The sequence below is a fragment of the Janthinobacterium sp. OK676 genome (assembly GCF_900103595.1).
In the GTDB taxonomy this organism is placed as follows: Bacteria; Pseudomonadota; Gammaproteobacteria; order Burkholderiales; family Burkholderiaceae_D; genus Janthinobacterium.
Window position 1 is genome coordinate 62498 of sequence record NZ_FNHA01000009.1, and the last position, 17693, is coordinate 80190.

The 17693-nt window shown below is 55.5% G+C and carries 7 protein-coding genes and 1 pseudogene; all 8 read left to right on the forward strand.

The genetic code is table 11. The features are described 5' to 3' along the window. The first annotated feature begins 51 nt into the window (after positions 1-51). The 8 genes and pseudogenes from BLU39_RS18000 (at position 52) to BLU39_RS18040 (ending at position 17693) form a co-directional block, all read left to right on the forward strand. Positions 52-1710, forward strand: coding sequence for a glycoside hydrolase family 13 protein (locus BLU39_RS18000; RefSeq protein ID WP_175539351.1), 1659 nt, complete (start codon positions 52-54; stop codon positions 1708-1710). Positions 1711-1747: 37 nt separating this feature from the next. Further along, positions 1748-1915, forward strand: a pseudogene (locus BLU39_RS18005) (transposase); the annotation flags it as partial. Positions 1916-2023: 108 nt separating this feature from the next. Next, positions 2024-2236 carry a DUF3892 domain-containing protein gene (locus BLU39_RS18010; RefSeq protein ID WP_092715403.1) on the forward strand — a complete coding sequence of 71 codons (213 nt, stop codon included), beginning with the start codon at positions 2024-2026 and terminating at the stop codon, positions 2234-2236. Between the two features lie 56 nt (positions 2237-2292). Further along, entirely contained in the window at positions 2293-3702 is a 1410-nt protein-coding gene (locus BLU39_RS18015) for a cyclodeaminase/cyclohydrolase family protein (RefSeq protein WP_092715405.1), read from the forward strand. Positions 3703-4696: 994 nt separating this feature from the next. After that, positions 4697-6271: a nucleotidyltransferase gene (locus tag BLU39_RS18020; RefSeq protein WP_092715759.1), complete on the forward strand. Its 1575-nt coding sequence runs from the start codon at positions 4697-4699 to the stop codon at positions 6269-6271. 10 nt (positions 6272-6281) lie between these two features. Continuing rightward, a complete protein-coding gene (locus BLU39_RS18025; protein ID WP_139178344.1) occupies positions 6282-7877 on the forward strand; it encodes an SAVED domain-containing protein in 1596 nt (531 codons plus the stop codon). Between the two features lie 701 nt (positions 7878-8578). Continuing rightward, the gene (locus BLU39_RS18035) at positions 8579-10681 is read left to right on the forward strand and encodes a hypothetical protein (protein ID WP_139178346.1); all 2103 of its coding nucleotides are present in this window, start codon (positions 8579-8581) and stop codon (positions 10679-10681) included. Positions 10682-11660: 979 nt separating this feature from the next. Beyond that, the gene (locus tag BLU39_RS18040; RefSeq protein ID WP_092715413.1) at positions 11661-17693 is read left to right on the forward strand and encodes an ATP-binding protein; all 6033 of its coding nucleotides are present in this window, start codon (positions 11661-11663) and stop codon (positions 17691-17693) included.

Below are 17693 nucleotides of genomic sequence, written 5' to 3' on the forward strand. Positions count from 1 at the left end.
GTAGGCACATTGCAAGACAGTGTCGCCAATCCATAAGCGAGAAAGATAATCATGTTGGATAAGAAATGGTGGCATAACGCCGTCGTGTATCAGATCTACCCACGTAGTTTTCAAGACAGCAATCACGATGGGGGCGGTGATCTGGCCGGCATCATCGGCAGACTGGACTACCTGCAACATCTGGGAATCAACCTGATCTGGCTGTCGCCAGTGTACCGGTCGCCGATGGACGATAACGGCTATGACATCTCCGACTATCAGGATATCGCCGCTGAATTCGGCACATTGGCCGAGATGGAGCAGTTGATCGCAGAGGCGGCCAAGCGCGACATCCGTATCCTGATGGATCTTGTGGTCAACCACACCTCTGACGAGCATGCTTGGTTCGTCGAGGCGAAGAAATCCAAGGATAGCCCCTACCGTGACTACTACATCTGGCGCAATGCAGGCGCAGATGGCTCCCCGCCCGACCAGCAACGTTCGTATTTTGGCGGGAGTGCATGGGAATACGATGCCGGCAGCGGGGAATATTACTTCCATCTGTTCTCGAGACGACAGCCGGACCTGAACTGGGAAAATCCGCAGGTGCAGGAAGAGGTGCATCGCATGATGAACTGGTGGCTGGACAAGGGGATCGGCGGCTTCCGCATGGATGTGATCGATCTCATCGGCAAACAGGTCGACCAGCAGATTATCGCCAACGGCGCACAGCTGCACCCGCTGCTGCAGCAAATGCACCAAGCGACCTTGGCGGCACGCGATGTATTGTCGGTGGGCGAGACCTGGAGCGCCACCCCGGAGACCGCCAAGCTGTATTCCGACCCGGCGCGTCAGGAGCTGTCGATGGTCTTCCAGTTTGAGCACATCGCCATGACTCACGATACCAAGGAAGGGAAATGGAAGCCACGCCCGTTCGATCTGATCGAATTCAAGCAGATCATCAGCAAGTGGCAGACCGAGCTGGCCGATGCCGGCTGGAACTCTCTGTTCTGGAATAACCACGACCTGCCGCGCGCCGTATCCAAATACGGCGACCCCGGCCGTTACCGGGTCGAGTCGGCCAAGATGCTGGCCACCGCGCTACATTTTCTCAAGGGCACCCCCTACGTCTATCAAGGCGAGGAAATAGGCATGACCAATGTACGTTTCGATTCCATCGACGACTATTGCGACATCGAATCGCTCAACCTCTACCACGAACGCACGGCCGCCGGCGTGTCACCAGAGACGATGATGGCTGGCATCCACGCCAACGGGCGGGACAATGCACGCACCCCAATGCAGTGGAACAGCACACACAACGCCGGCTTCAGTACTGGCACGCCATGGCTAAAGTTAAATCCCAACTACTCCGAGATCAACGTCGCGGCCGCGCTGGAACAACCCGAATCGATCTTCTTCCACTACCATAAGCTGATCGCACTGCGCAAGCACTGGGACGTCATGGTTTACGGGAAATACCTGCCATTGCTAGAGCAGCACCCGCAAGTATTCGCCTACCGGCGCAGCTTGGCAAGCCAACAGCTCGTTGTCGTCAACAACTTCTCCGGCGAACATGTCGAACTGGATCTGCCGGCAATGCTGCACGGCATTGCCGGGCAAGGCTTGATCAGCAACTATGCCCAGCGTGACAGCTTGACCGACCACCTCAGCCTGCAGCCATACGAATCGTTTGCTATCGCGTATGAGTGTGAGGCGGGGCGCGGGTAAAACGTTGCTGTGCAATCACATCGAGTCGCGCGATCGCCTGGGTAAATGGCGCTGGGTGGTCGAACGCACACTGGGCTGGCTGCACCACTTCCGCCGATTACGCATCCGCTACGAACGCCGTGCCAATATCCACCGGGCGTTTCTGTCGCTTGCCTGCATACTCATCTGCTGGCGATATATCCGGAGGATGTGTCAGGAGCTCTAAGCCTCGACTTTCTTCTTGCATTTTCAACACAGATTTTTCCAAACAGGTAGACTTGTCACAGATGAGACGGCTCGTACTTATTCATTTACTCAATGGAAAGAAATTGCAATGTCAAAAATCATCGGTAACAATGACGGCCCAGGTGGCAGGAACGAAACATATCAAATTGGTGCGCGCAAAGAGGTGTCACGTGCACAAGCTGTTCGCGAAGTGAAGCAAGGGCTGCATAAAGATACGCATGTTGTCACTATAAATAATCAGGAATATGTCCGCGACAACCCGGACCGCTCCAAAGCAGACAACGTTAATCGGGAAAAATAGTCCATGCGCATTTCAGAAACTATGCATCTCGTTTGACTGTTTGAACAGGAGGTTCCGTGCAACCGCCGTATCTCTCACACTCTACGAAGGCCCTCCTTGACGAATTCGGTGCTGGAAAACATATCCCTGGCGCGGGCAGTGCTTCCGCCCTCAGCGGGCTCTTAGCCGCTCAGCTGGTTTTGACGGTTTGTAGGCTCACGCTTGATAAGGAATCGCATCGCGACCATCACGCAGATTTGCTGGCAATTACCGAACGGCTCCAATTTTTTTCAATTCCTGCGCTTGAGAAGCTTCTGGAGCGTGACGCTGGTGCGTTTAATTTGGTCTACGCAGAGCGAATTGCAAGAGACAACACATCTAATCCGGTACAGAAGCAGTACCACATCAATGCCGAGCACCGGTATATGAAAGCAGCAGTCGCGATTCCCTTGGAGATTGCCGGGATTTGCTCGGAAGTCGCGGACGCTGCCGCCAAAGTATTCGAAGTTGGATTGCGCCATATCAGGGGTGACTCTGGTGTCGCGCTGAGCACAGCCGTATCGAGCATACTCTCCTGCGTTTTCGTCGTAAATCTGAATTTGAAAGACTTCAAGTGGTCGCACTGGTCGCTGCAACGGCAGGCGGAGTGTGACGAGTTACTGCGAAGCGTTTCGGCGAAATTTCAGGCAGTACTTGGCAGCGCTCGTAGCTTGCGGGCAGAAGCAATGCTTGCCGCGCAGCAGTCCGATGAGCCTGAGCCTCTGGTTGGATTCCGAACACGGGCAAAGCAAACATACTCTGATGAGGAAATTGAGGACCGTACCAGAAGACTCGGCCTTCAAATGTGGCAGAGGAGAGAGCAAATTTGGGGCGCACTCCAAGCTCCTAACAACCCGATTAAAGTCTTAGACCCAGAGCGCGCCCTTGGAACCCTCGGCTACAGTTACGAACTAGCTGACGCGCTTGGTACGGTAAGGCATGGAGATAGTTCCTACGAGGTTGCTGGTATCTTTGAAGCGCAGCCCGGCCTGGTAAGGGTGTCTAGTCAAATGCTGCCAGAGATTCGCTTATTCACCGCAGCGCATGAGTTAGGCCATGTAGTTCTTCACCCACATCTGAGGGAAGCGCATCGAGACCGCCCTCTAGACGGCTCTGAGAGAGCTCGCGACCAACTGGAGCGGGAGGCTGACAAATTTGCTGCCGCGTTCTTGATGCCCAGGAAGCAAGTTAGATTAAGGTTTTCGACAGTCTTCGGAAACGCGCCGTTCCTCTTAGATGAGGCAACAGCGTTCGCCTTGCAGATGGATCTGCCAGAGCTTAGGAAGAAAGTGAAGACGCTGCGTGACCTCTCTTTACTGCTTGCCCGCGCCGAGCGGTTTAACGGGAAAAATTTCAACTCCCTCGCAAAGCAATTCAGCGTCTCGGTAACCACAATGGCGATTCGTCTTGAAGAACTTGGCTTGGCGGGCCTCCAGCATCAGCCATAATCGACATCCACATTGGCTAACGAATGAGTCGAGCGCCGCCGTGGCGCAGTCACATTAGCTGCAGATGTCAAGGATGCCACGTCTGGGTGCATGTTAGCGATGCAGTGAATCGCCACCAGTAGCTTAGACTATCCTGATCCATGGTTCTTGAAAGATGAGAACCCAATGGACCATGGTAGGGGCCTGGGCGCCCTGCCAGGCGCCTGGTATGCGATCTCGTAGTAGCCCGATCCACCGACGAGATCGGGTCTGACGTGCCTATCCCCTGCCCTGCAGAGACTCCTACCGCGCTAGCAAAAGCTTGCCTCCCCTCCATAACTGACGGCGAAGGATCGTTTATCCGACCAAGGCACAAGCAGAGCGCCTGCTTATACGCGCGATAGCGGCACATTTGGCTACGATAAACTAGCCCGTCATCTGTTTCTTGCGCTCGGCCAGATCGGGGACTTTGCGCGCTGGCGGTGGATTTTCATCATGACTCGCGCGACCCAGCATTTGGTGGTGTCACGCCGAATATGTACCAGCCGCGCAACATGAGCGCGCGCTGCCGCCGATTCGCTCGCCAGCACTTCCGGCTCGCCTTTGCTGCCCGCCATTAAGGTGCAGTTCCGTTCAAACTTGCGCGATTTTACCAACTGATTTATACCAAAAAACCGATTGCACAGGACCTAGACGCGTTCATGCCTGGCTCGTACCACTCACGCACCAGAGCCGTTTTTCTTCGATAGGCTAGCGCCTGGGCACTTCTGGCTCTCCGCCACCACGTCGATTGTTTGCTTGTTCCTAGTCATATGCACAGCCCAATTCCTATCAGTAAGAACAACGCATTGGCTGTTTCAGGGGGGAGCCTTGCTCACCGTCTTCCTTGGGAAACGTGCCTATAAAAAAGATATCTTTTCCTATTGAGAAATATCTAAACGTCTACATATGATGGCGAATCGCAATAAATTTTCCTGTCTTGCGCAGCAGCGCCAACTTCGCCTCCACCGCCAATATGAACCAGCTGACCGCGCCCCTTACTACAGTGACCCCTACAAAAAAAGCAGAAAGCCTTCTTGAGGCGCTAGCGGCATCCCTCGAAATTTCTCCCAGCAAATACCAGGCGGCTGAACGCAGCTATAAGTCTGTTGGTAAGTGGCTTGACCGCCCTGAGTCGATTTTCGCTGGCAGGAACGTTACGGTTTACCCGCAGGGCTCCTTTCGACTCGGGACTGTCATCCCGCCCCATAATGAGGACGGGCACTACGATTTGGACGTGGTCTGCGAGATCGAGATGGATAAGCTGGAGTTGACGCAGAAGCAACTCAAGGAAAAACTCGGCTACGAGGTGGCCGCCTATGCCGAGGCACATTGCATGGATGAACCTACTGAGGCAAGGCGTTGCTGGACGCTGAACTACGCCGATGGAGCGCAGTTCCATATGGACATTCTGCCGGCACTGCCTGACGGTCAGCGCCAGAAGTTGCTGGCAGAAGCCGCCGGACTGCACGCGGAGAGTTTGTATAAAGCTCTCGCGATTACGTGTCGGCTCGGCGAAAACTACAATCGCCGGACCAACGACTGGCCCGGCAGTAACCCAAAGGGGTACTCTGACTGGTTCCGCGAGCGGATGAAGGTTGTCTTCAATGCTCGCCGTGAGTCGATGCGTCTGTACGAAGCGCGCGCGTCTGTGGAGGAAATTCCCGAGTACCGCGTAACTACGCCAATGCAGTCGGCCATTAAGATTCTGAAAAGGCACCGCGACATGCGCTTCACCGGCGACGAAGAGCTCCGGCCAATCTCCATCATTCTGACGACCTTGGGCGCGCTGGCGTACAACCAGGAAACGACGATTTCTGGCGCGTTGTTCGGCATTCTTAGCAGGATGGAGTTCCATATCAAGTTGCGCAACGGGGTTCACTGGATCGAGAATCCTGCTGACCCGCGCGAAAACTTCGCCGACAAATGGGAAGAGACACCAGGAAAGAAGGAGGCCTTCTATGATTGGCTGCAAACAGCCAAGGAAGACTTTGCGCTCGCCGCTAATGCCAAGTATGAAGAAGAGTTTATTGATGTCCTGGCGCCACGAATGGGTCGTTCCCTGGTCGAAGCAGCAGCTCGAAGTGTGCGTCCAACGACTGGCCAGTACCTTGTGGAGGCGGTAGGTAAACTCCCGAAGCGGCTGCTTGCATTCCGTGATGCGCCGCATCGAAAGCCAATGACGTTCCCATCTTTAACCGGGGTCAATGCCAGCGTTTCGCTGACAATGGACGTAAGCCGCTCCGGTTTCCGTCCCGAGACGCGAACCGAGGACGGATTACCTGTCTGGCCAGGAAGTTCTTTGACTTTCAACGCACACACTACGATTCCGAAGCCGTTTAAGGTCTTCTGGCAAGTGGTGAATACCGGAGAGGAAGCTATTAAGGTGCGGGACCTTCGCGGTGGGTTCGATGAAGGCATAGTACAAGCCGGGGGAATTTCTCGCACCGAAACGGCGAGGTACAAGGGCTCCCACAGCATTGAGTGCTTTATCGTGAAAGACGGCTACTGCTTAGCAAAGAGCGGCCCGTTCATCGTCAACATCAATTAAAAGACCCCTGATGCCTACTTCTTCGCCAACGCCGTCCTCGCATGCTGTAATTCCTCCGGTATCGGTCTCGTACGGCGCAAACGATGCTGAACTTGCCGGCCTAGTAAGCCCTTCCGGCTCCACCGTGACCGTGATGGCGCGGGCCTTTCGATTCATTATTGGGATTCAAAGAGGTGGCAGTTGGTCCGCGCATTCGGGCGAGCTGGGCAAGCTGACGCGCAAAGAGCTTGAAAGCTTAGCGAAACAAGGTGCACTGAATGTGGTGAAGTGGCCCAATACGGTGCCTGATCGTCCAGTGTCGTTACTAGCTTCCACCTTCTTGCCAGGTTCTTCCATAAACAAGGTGGATTTCGTAGCTTGGGACGCGCTCAGGCTGTCGTTCAGAGACCGAGGCCGAGGTCCGGACATGAACAACGCCGCGAAGTTTGAGGTATTAAAAGACGCCGCGAATGTCTGCATGTTCAGGGGATGTGGGAAACGGGTCGATAAGATCGGAAAATCTGCTCGGCCTGGTAACGTGGGACAGCTGGCACATATTGTTGGGTCTGACCCTCAGGGACCGCGTGGACGCGATGACTCGCATATACTGGCAGACAAAGCCGAGAACGTCATGCTTGTTTGCTACGATCACCATCGCCTTGTCGATGTAATCGACCCAGAGGCATATTCGATCGCAGCTCTTCAGGAAATGCGCCGCGAGCACCTGCAGCGGGTAAATTCTTTGCTCGCGCAGCTGGCGTGGGAACGTGCTATGCCGCTAGTTATCAGGGGGGGGATCGCAGGACAGAGTCCTTCCGTAACGTACCGTGAAATCTCGGACGCTCTGGAAGCAATTCAGCTCAGCGCAATGCATTCGGACGGAGAGCACCTATCCATGGCTCCGATCGAAAGGCCTGAAGAGCATTATGGTTACAAGACCCTGTCTCAGCTCAAACCCGAAATCGGCCGTCTGATTACCGCATGCCAGAGTGGCTCCTACCGACCCACTCAGGACAATGCTTTAGCAGTCTTTGCCATTCACGATACCCCGGTCCTAGTACTGGCGGGCCGAATTCTGGGTGAGGCCCGAACGGCGCACGTGCTCCAGCGAACGAGAGGCGCGATGAGTCCTTGGTGCTGGGCCGAACCAAGCAAGAAGAAGTCTAACGTTGATCTGAAGGTTGAAACTAAAACGACGACCGCAACAGGTGCCTCCGCCGGTTTACTGACCATTGCACTCTCAGATAACTACCAAGATGCCTGGCTGCCGGACGCAACGCGCCAAGCCGTAACTTCAGGACAGATGCCTTGGATTTCAATTACGGTGCAAAAGCCTGGTATCAATATCGTGCAAGCCCCGTGCGACCTGGAGTGCATTATGAACGGAGTCCGTGAGAACCTTCGGCGTCTACAGGGCGACCTGCAGGTTAAGGAAATTCACTTGGTGATAGTAGCCCCTGTGTCGGTTGTATTTTCGATTGGCCAGGCACTTCAGCCAGGCAATTACTTGCCCGTTACAGTGTTCCATCGGGTCAACGTAACCAGACCGTTTGAGCCGGCAATTAGGATTCTCAGTGACAAAGTCGAGAACGCTGACGGGGCGCCGCCTATCAGCATATCATTGTAATAAGGGATGGTGAGACGTTCTAATGCTTCACATCGCCTCCGCGTGCCGTACTCATTAAACCTCTACTGAATCGCCACCAGTAGCTTAGGCTTTCCTGGTCCATGGTTCTTGAAAGATGAAAACACGATGGATCGTGTTAGGGCCGGGGTGTCCTGCCTGGCGCGTGGCGTGCGATCGCACAACTACCTGATCCAGCGATGAGATCGGGTCTGACCTGACTATCTCCTCTGCCCTGTAGAGTCTCCTACCGCGCGCTAGCAAAAGCAGGCCTTCCATAGCCATAACTGCCGGCGAAGTATGGTTTATCCGATCGAGGCAGCAGCAGAGCGCCTGCATTCGCGCGCGATAGCGGCACAGTTGGCTACGATAAACTAGCCCGTCATCTGCTTCGTGCGCTCGGTCAAATTGGGACTTTGCACACTGGTGGTGGACTGGTCATCATGAGCCGTCCAGCCCGCTCAATTGCGAAAAGCAGTATTTTGAGCGTCTGAAGACCGTCTAGCGAACTCGTGGCGATTCATTGAGTACAATTTTCACTCCTCTTTCTAGGCAATATTGTTATCTAAGTGATATTTGGCGATATTTTTTTCAAATTTCGCCATTAGTATGACAAGACACTAGGGAGAAAAATCATGCGTATACATGCTTTTACTATGTTCGTCATAGTTGGGATCGGCTTGCTCAGTGGTTGTGCAGCCCAGATGTCCAAATCGATTGGTCAACGGGTTGACGTATCGGAACAATGCCGACAAGTGCAAGAAGATCCCCTGCCGAACGCTGCTCCCAGCAATATACTCACCGCGCATCTTGGCAACTTCAGCGACTGTGATGTATGGCTAAATCAAAGCAAGAAACACTACGAATTCCTGCCCTTGTGCGCATTTGCACAAATCCAGATCAAGTATGACTACGAGTTCTCAACCAGCGAGGCCGAGATGCTCAGGAAAGCGGAGCTAGACAAGTTTGAGAAGGTCGTCACGCAACTGAATGAATTGAGAGACCTTGTCAATCAGAATAAAGATGCACTCGAAAACAGCCTGCAAAGTCCAGAGCAAAACCGTCTGGTTGCCGTAGCAAATGCAGTGAATCAAATCGATCCGGCAGCGATACGCCAAAAGCTCGCTGAGCTGCGCATCAGCATAAACGTACTACGGCAGACGCTGTATAAAGACCGTCAGCTGTTCAGCCAGCAAATGGCCATCGAGTTGGCCGCCTGGGATACCAACTTCCGAGCCACCCTTGACCAGTTTGACCGACTTCTGTCCGGCGACTACCGGCTTGTCATCAGCGACACGCTGCGCAACCAGGTTATAGTCCATGTCGCTCGGCGCAGTCTCGACATGCTGCACAGCGCGTTGAGGCCAGCCGACGCCATCATCAACAAACTGGACCAGCAAGGCTACGGCGCCATCAGCGTCAGCTACATGGCTTTTGGTCCCGATATCCAGAAAAGCGTCAACAAGGCCAAGCTAAAGATCGAAGGCATTTACCTGGAACGGCTGAAAAAAACCGGATCGGATAACCCGGAATACCTGCAGCAATTCATGCGGGAGATGCGGCGCGCTGCCTGCAGCAATCTGCAGCAGGGCACGCAATTTTCCATGCTGACCGAGATCGTCGACACGCTGTTCATCACGGACATCAAGGACGATGCAGCGAACAAAACCATCATCGAAGACAAGCTGGTAGAGTACGATGCGACAGGATCGGCTCACGGCGCCCATGAATTGATCGGCAGCATTAGCGCATCTTATGCAGCGATGGTGGACGGGCAAAAAGCGCCGCCAGCACCGCCCGTCGCGCTGCACGTTTCCCTTGCTAACGAGTGGGCCGCACGCCAGATGCTGCTGGTCGAAAAGATGGAAACAAGGGTCAAGGCCGGCGCGCGCGTGCCCGAAAAAGACAAGGATGGGAAAATCCCGCCGCCAGAAATTATCTTCCCAACACTGGAACAAGTCGATGAGGCCTCCGTAACGCGGATTGCGGACGCCGCCAGTGCCAAGGTCATCGACGACGCCGCGCGCAGCGCACCGGCCTTGCTTGTCAGCCAGACCGGTGTGGCAGGCAACGACCTGCGGGTGGCGATGGCCAACAACATCAACGTATCTGCCGCTGCGTATGCCGTCAGCCAGGCGTCGGCGACGCTGAACGCCAACTTCAACATCAATAACAGCAATGCCTTCAACCCCACCAATACCGTCGCGCCGGTGATCAATGTGGCCCCGTACCCCGCTGGCGGCGGCAGCGGCGGCGGCACTGCCGCCACGCCGGACGCTGGCGCGTCGTTCTGCGCCAGCGGCTATTTTGCCGCCCACAACACAGCATGCGTGCGCGACGGGCGCGACTACGTGGTGACTTTCGCCCCCAGCAAATCCTTCGCCAGCAATGCCTGCAGGAGCCAGACGATCGACACTGAACTGAAACTGTTGGCCGCTGCTGCGGTCCACCATGCTGAAAGCACCGGCGGCCGCTTCAACGCGTCGATTACCGGCCTTGCCTCACCGCCCGCTGGCTCAGCGTCAAACTGCGGCGCCAGGGTCGCGCCCCGCTGCACCTACATCAATCAGATTCGGGATGCGGTCAAGATCGATGGCTGTCCGGCGTCCAGCGCCAAAGACAGCGGCAATCGCATGCTGTCTGCCGCACGAGCAGCCGCTGCCGCCAAAACGCTGGAGGACGCCGCGCCCGGCCTGATCCTGGTGAATGCGCTGTCGGCACAGGGCGCCGACAGCGCCTATGGGGTCGCAAACGAAAATCTCGATATCGATCGGACCGTCGTCGTTCGTCTGCAAACCGTCCGTTAAGCGAGCGGTTTGCACGTAGGTTTTTTCCACAATCCGTATAGAAAATTTGCGTCGACCTAAAGATGTCGGCATACGGCAAAGCAGCACTGTGTCACGTTTCCTTGGTCACTAATGTAGTGGTCAACCCATCCCGGACACTACGTTAAGTTTTTCTTCGGCGACGGCCGGTGCCAGTCCCTGGTTGAACTTATGTGAATTGCCACCAGTAGCTTAGACTATCCTGATCCATAGTTCTCACCTATGGAACGTATTACGGGCTTGGGTGTCCTGCCTGACACTTGGTGCGCGATCTCGCAGCAGCCAGATCCACGGATGAGATATGGGTTGACCTGTCTATCCACCCCTGCCCTGCTGAGACTCCAGCGGCGCTCAAGCAAGAGTTGCCTGGGCTTCAGCGGGTAGCACTAAACACTTTACGGCGCTGTAGCAGAGGTTGTGCAGGGCGCTGACTTTGACTTGATGCGTTGGCGGTGCCAGCGGTTTGGGGCTCGCCGCCACGGTTGCCCCAGGTGGGTGAGCTTCGAACAGTATTGCCGGGGCGTTGTGTTGGTCGCGTTGCATAATATTTTCGCAAGGGAATATATGCGGACTGGTGAAAAGGACTCGGCTAAAAGTGTCCAGCACCGGGGTACTGTCGCGAGGGGGGAAGCAGAATTGAGGTCCTCATTCGCTGTTGTCTGATGGGTCATCTGATCCATCTACTGGCCCACTGAATGATGTGGCCCACTAGGCCATTCGTATTAAACCCCTCTGGTTGACCGTAATCGATTCAAGATCTTTTTCATATCATTTCCCCTCTACAACTATCAATTTAGGTTAAAGTGTTGAAGCATGCCGATTGAATCCGCAATTGGAATCGGTCATTCGCTGTGCGCAACACAACGGATGATTTGTGCCCCCGTGTTGCAGTCCATAGCTGAAGGCAAACCCAGACACCCAATAGCACTTTGGCATCATCATACAAATCTTTTCGGTTTAAATGAATAATAAGTCTCCTTCACTGGTTCATGTGACGCCTCCTGCCGAAGGAGAGCGACGGGCGCTCCGAGGGTATATTGGCCAGTATGAGAAAGCTGGCGCAGCCATTTATGCCGCGCTTGAGCATGATCAACTCCGGTGGGTTGGTGTGGCCGATCGCAGTGCAGGTATAGCTGACGATTTAGTGCTCGGATTTGATGGGTTGGTGGTCGGCCATCAGTTCAAGACATCCCAGTTCCCAAGTACTTTCACGGTGGGGACGATATTTACTGGGGCGAACGGCCTACTGAAACCATTGATCCATGCTTGGCAGTGCTTGAGCAAGGCTAATCCTGATTCCCGCATCGAGATCCGTCTGGTCGTGGATGACATCCCGTCAGTCAACGACAAGCTTGGCGACGAAACACCCCCACACAGCGCGGCATTTCTAGATGAGTTTGAACGTTTCCCCTATAGATCATTGCACGAATGGCGGCTCTCTAGCTGGAGCCGCTTCGTAGATCTACTGCTAGGCGCGTCGAACTTGATCGAAGCCGAATTTGAACGGTTCCTGCATAGCCTGCGTGTTGTGCATGGCGCCGCGGCGGAGTTCATTCAGTCTCACAAGCTCAGCGCCGAACAGTCTCGACTGGCTTCGGAAATTGCCAGAACGCTGCCGAAGCTGGTCTCTGACGCCAGAGACAAGGATAGGTGGTCCCGAGACGAGCTCCTGCAGGAGCTCGGATGGCGGGATCCGACCAAGACACTGCACATCCATAGGTTTCCGGTGGGGACCTACGTGCAGCGCAACAGGGCCACTGAGATGTTCTTGCTGGAGGCGTTGCGTTCCGCCGACCAAGGCTACCTTTCGCTCATAGGTCCGCCCGGTTCAGGCAAGTCGACCCTGCTTCAGGTAGCGCTGGCCACTGAACCGAACATCCGTTTGGTGCGATATTTAGCCTATGTGCCTGGCAGCGCTCAAGGCGTGGGACGGGGCGAAGCCGACAGTTTCTTAGAAGACGTCGACACGCAATTGCGTAACGGTGGATTAGTTGGGCTGCGTCTACGCGACAACTCGCTGCACGAACGCCGCGAACAGTTTGGCGCCCTGCTGAACCAAGCTGGCGCTCGTTACGAGCGCGACGGGATACGTACCATCATCATTGTTGATGGGCTCGACCACGTACCGCGGGAAGAGCGGCCGACACATTCGTTGCTGGGCGAGCTGCCGCTTCCTGCTGCCATCCCCACCGGCGTCACGTTCGTGCTTGGTACCCAACGATTGGATCTCGCATATCTGAAACCTGCAGTTAAAGAGCAGGCGGAGAAGACCGAGCGACTTGTGCGAATGCGGCCCCTCAGTCGCGAAGCGGTTGCTCGACTGGCCGACGCACTTAGTCTAGACCCAGAAATTTCCCGCTTGGATGTGTGCAACATCAGCCATGGACATCCGTTGGCTACTCGGTACCTAATCCAGGCGCTGTTGCGGGCTGACGATGCGGGCCGCAAGCACTTGCTCTCCGGCGGGATGGCGTTCGACGGTGATATCGAGTCACTATACAGGTCCGCTTGGCGGGAAATTTCCAGCGATAGCGATGCCATGAATGTGCTGGGTTTTATGGTTAGAGCCGAAGCGCCTATGCCACTGCAGTTGTTGGCCACGGTGGTGCCAGAGCATGCGATAGAGCGCGCACTCGTGGTTGCGCGCCACCTACTACGTGAAACCTCGCAAGGATGGAGTGTGTTTCACAATAGCTTCCGGCTGTTTGTGATCGCTCAGCCGCGGACACGTCTCGGCAGCATCGATACTGAATACTCCACCCGCGTCTACCGAGACCTTGCACAGTTGGCCAAGGGGGCGCCGCAGGAATCATTGCAGCGGTGGCTTGAACTGCGATATCGGGCTCGCGCAGGTGACCAAGACGATGTGTTGTCGTTGGCGACGCCAGATTGTTTCCGGCAACAACTGGCAGCAGGTCGCCCGATATCTGACATCCACGCCGATATTCGCTTGGCATTGTTTGCTGTCCGCTTGACGCTCGATGCAACTGCTCTCACGCGGCTCCTGCTCTGCAGTGATGAAGTGGGCAGGCGTGAAGCGGCACTGGAGTATGCTGATCGGTTGCCGCTAGCAATGCTGGCTGTCGGCGACATCGATGCTGCTGTCTCATTCGTTCAGGATTTTCCGAATAGAGGCTACAAAGTTGTAGATGCCCTGCTCGAGCGCGGAGAATTCGACCGTGCTAAGGACTTGTTTGATACCCTGGAGCCGCTGTCACAACTCCACACGTCGAAGTTCCAGGACGGTAACCAGTACAACGTTAAAGAGTTTGAAAAGTGGGCGCGGCGTGCCTTTCATTTCCGAGATCACGAGCAAATCCAGCAGGCGATTGATCACTTGGCCGCCTGGGGCTTAAAGCAAAAATCGGAGGTGCTCTCTGAAGAGACGATCGCCGCTTTAAAGCGGCACCTTCGGCGAGAGGTTGCACAGGCGATGCTTGTTCAGTCTGCCGGGATGGACGCAGAAGAGCTCTGCGGCAAGATCGGAGTCTCCGCCGAAGATAGGGCGTCGTTGATGGTTCAAGCCGCGCTCATGGCACATGGCCGTGGCAATTCCGCGCAAGCACTCACTATGTTGGATGCCGCCTCTCAGTTGCCGGAATTTGACGAGGTTCCCAATGGTCTGCGTCGTTCCGTGGCACTTGTTGCAGTGGACTCAGGGCACCACGAATTTGCATTAAACGTGTTCAAAAATCTGGTGGCCCCAATGGTTTCAATGGCCGACGATAAGACTGATCTCTCTGGACTGGTTGAATTGATCAGCGCGGTGATGGATCACGCGAGGCTATGTACCTTGTTGGATAAACCAATCCCGGATGCGACGCTCTCCAAACATCTACCTTGGCAATATCTCCAAACATACACTTCCAAAATTGGCGAGCTTCTTGGGCGCATTTCGAAAGATCACTCCTCTGTACCCGCTGGCGGTGTCCAGATGCTGGCCCGCAACACACTGAGGTACGTGTTGCGACTCAACCCAAATGGTGGCACCGACTCGTATCGCATCGGACAAGCCGTGAGGGCGGTGCCGGTGCTTGCTCGCGCCCTTCTTGAAGTCGCTGCCAAATGCGGCGAGTCGGAGTACCGTGCGGCCCTTCATGAGATCGAGGGTGCAATTGCTGCCTCGACGCTGAGCGGTACCTGGTACCTTCGGCGGACGTTGGCTGTCACGGCGTATCGGATTGACGGAGACCGCGTAACCGCAGCAGCCCGCCTCGGCGCCCTCGCCGGGGAGCTTCGTGAGGATACACCCAGTGAACAGCTTGATGGATTAGCGGATCTGGCCATCTCCTTCGCTGCAGTCGGAGATGTTGAACGTGCAAAGCTTGTGCTGGCTGCAGTACCTGAACAATGCCTCGGATACGCTTTGCCTCCGAAGAAGGATCCTCAATATGCCATCTGGCGGGACATCATGGTTCTTGCGAATAGCGTTGATCCCGAGCAACGGGCTCAGAGGGTTTCGCTGCTTATGCGTCAGGTCTCAGGTATGACGGAGACGGAGGGATCATCTGCAGCCCATCGACTGACTATGTCGCTCATCAACGAGGCGATGCAGGTTGGCCCGCGATTCGGATTCGAGGTATCAAAGTCTCTTGCAGACTTGCACTTGATTCCGTGGCCTAACCGCGTCGACTTGTTGATGATTGGGATGGTCCGTCGCCGTCCCGAACTTTTCATGATTTGTGCTACGGTCTGGTGTGGACTCTGCTTGCCGTTCTACAGGGAGCCGTACTATCGTGATCCACATTACATCGGAGAGTTCATTGACGTTGCCGCTGACGCAGCGAGTTTAGGGCAAATTGCCCAGCTGGCACAGCTGCTGTTGGACGCGATCGAAGTTGCCAGCGGAGCGCATGAGCGACTTCCGCTTCTTCAGCGTCTTCGCACCGCCGCAGCCAAACATGGTTTGAAGTCAGCCGAGCTGGATGCGGCAGTGAAACGCTGGGCATCAGAAGCCCCAGAAGCCCGCCGTTCCAATACGCCGAGCAAGTACGACTCTGAGGCGACTCTTGACGCACTTGAACGCGCGTTCGAGGCGGAGACGGACGAGCTGAATTACAACGCCCCTTACCGCTTTGCTGAGTTGGCTGAGTCCGGCCCACTCAATCTCGTTCAGCGAATGTATGAGCGCTGGGAAACTCTGCAGTCTGATGCGCGCTGCCGTTTCTTGTTAGTAAAGCGGCTTGCTGAGGCCGGCGACTGTGAATATGCTAGAAAGCTTGTGCGCGACTACGAGCAAAGCAAAGATCCATGGAGTTCTTGGAGCCACTGGATGGGCGGCGGCAAGTTCCGCTATTTTGAGGCACGACGACTGCTAGAAGGCGAGAGCATGCACCCTGCTGCCTTTGAGAATCTCGTAGATTCGGTAGTCGCCGGTCAGGAGAGCACGCAATCGTTGCTTACCGAGATTGATTCAATTTTGCCGGTGATCAGCGCGGCGCCGGACTGGCCGGCCATCTGGTCGCTATTAGCCGAGCAGATGGCTTGCACGCGCGAGTTTCAGATTGGCAAGCCCCTCGAGTCAGTCACGCAGCCGCTCAGAGATGACGAGATACTAGTGGAACTGCTGCACTTTGCGCTGCGGCTGCCAGTCACCGAGATTCAACGGCACGCACGAAACTACGTCCTGAAGTTGGCTGTGCAGCCGGGTCAAGGCCAAGCTGTATTTGAACAAACAATTCGACGCCTCCTGGGTGGCGACCTGGATGCGCCATTGCAAGCGCTGCAGAGCCTGTTTGTAGGCGAGCTCGATCATTTCCCTCCCCATCTAGGCGCCACCGTGGCTGCACTAGTCAACCACAGGGATTTCGCGGTTGCGGAGGCTGCTACGTTGCTTGCTAATCGCTGGGGTATTCCCGTCGGAATGGGTCCGCAACCGCTGCCGCTTTTCTACCAGCTCGAACTCGTTGGCTTACCGGAGGTAGGCAGCGCGTTGACGGACGAGAGAACCGGTGCCATGCGAGTCGAGTCAGAGCTTGGATGGACGCAGATGTTGCGCTCCGCGGCGCAGGCTCTAGCAAAAGCTGCAGACGTTGACGAGCTGACAATCCGGCGGCGGGCTGCCATGTTCATCCATCAGTGGGGCGGGCTTGATGCGTTCGGGGCACAGGCAATCACGCGCCTAGAGAGTGAGTTGCGCGCTCTTGAGATGAAGATGACGTATTTGAAGCCCCATGCCTTGATTGCTGCAATAGCGCTTCGTCATGTGGCAGGAGAGCTTCGCCAGGCAGGCTTGCTGAAACCCGATGACATCCCAGTGCTCCTGGAGCGCCTGAATGCGCCAATTCCACCGCAACCTCTGTCGCTTCCACAAGTACGTCCGATCGGCCTGCACCGGCCACTCGTCGCCCGTGACGCTAGCTGGACGGAGGGTGAAAGAGTGTGGGCAGAAAACGTCGTCGGTGATGTTGCTCCTTGGTTAGGCCAACGAGACGAGCATGTCATAGCGGAGATTTCGCGGTTCAAGATCTACAAGCCCCGGCAAACGGAACTTCTGCTTCACCGTATTCGCGTCCCAGAAATTTCTATCGAAAATGAGAGGTTTGATGACTGTTATATGCAGTTACCAGCCGCTGTCTGGATAGGCCGGGTGCTGCCACTAGATAACGATGCGGCGCCGACATTCATCAGGAAGCTGGTATGTTCAATTGACCGTGGGCTAGATTCTGCGACCTATCCCATCGTACTCTGCCCCAACTGGTTGCGAAAACTCCAGTGGCGGGCGCACACCAATGCCTCTGGCGTGTACCTTGACGCCAATGGAAACATCGTAGCAAGAATTGTTTGGTGGCGCGATGCAGGGCCGGTGGATCTCGATGACGATTCTATCTTTGGCGAGGGGTGTTATGTCGTGCTTACAACAGCAGGTCTGGCCCAGTACATGGCTATGCGAGGGAAGTTTGTCATCAACGTTTTTGCAAGTCGAGAGGTTCAGAAACCGCGCGAATATGGCGAGAGGTTCTTCGAGACGGCCAAGAGTAGCTATTCAGTCTAA

Excerpts from the sequence above, each read along its gene's own strand:
- BLU39_RS18000 (WP_175539351.1), top strand. The coding sequence starts at position 52 with ATGTTGGATAAGAAATGGTGGCATAACGCCGTCGTGTATCAGATCTAC.
- BLU39_RS18010 (WP_092715403.1), top strand. The coding sequence starts at position 2,024 with ATGTCAAAAATCATCGGTAACAATGACGGCCCAGGTGGCAGGAACGAA.
- BLU39_RS18020 (WP_092715759.1), top strand. The coding sequence starts at position 4,697 with ATGAACCAGCTGACCGCGCCCCTTACTACAGTGACCCCTACAAAAAAA.
- BLU39_RS18025 (WP_139178344.1), top strand. The coding sequence starts at position 6,282 with ATGCCTACTTCTTCGCCAACGCCGTCCTCGCATGCTGTAATTCCTCCG.
- BLU39_RS18035 (WP_139178346.1), top strand. The coding sequence starts at position 8,579 with ATGTCCAAATCGATTGGTCAACGGGTTGACGTATCGGAACAATGCCGA.
- BLU39_RS18040 (WP_092715413.1), top strand. The coding sequence starts at position 11,661 with ATGAATAATAAGTCTCCTTCACTGGTTCATGTGACGCCTCCTGCCGAA.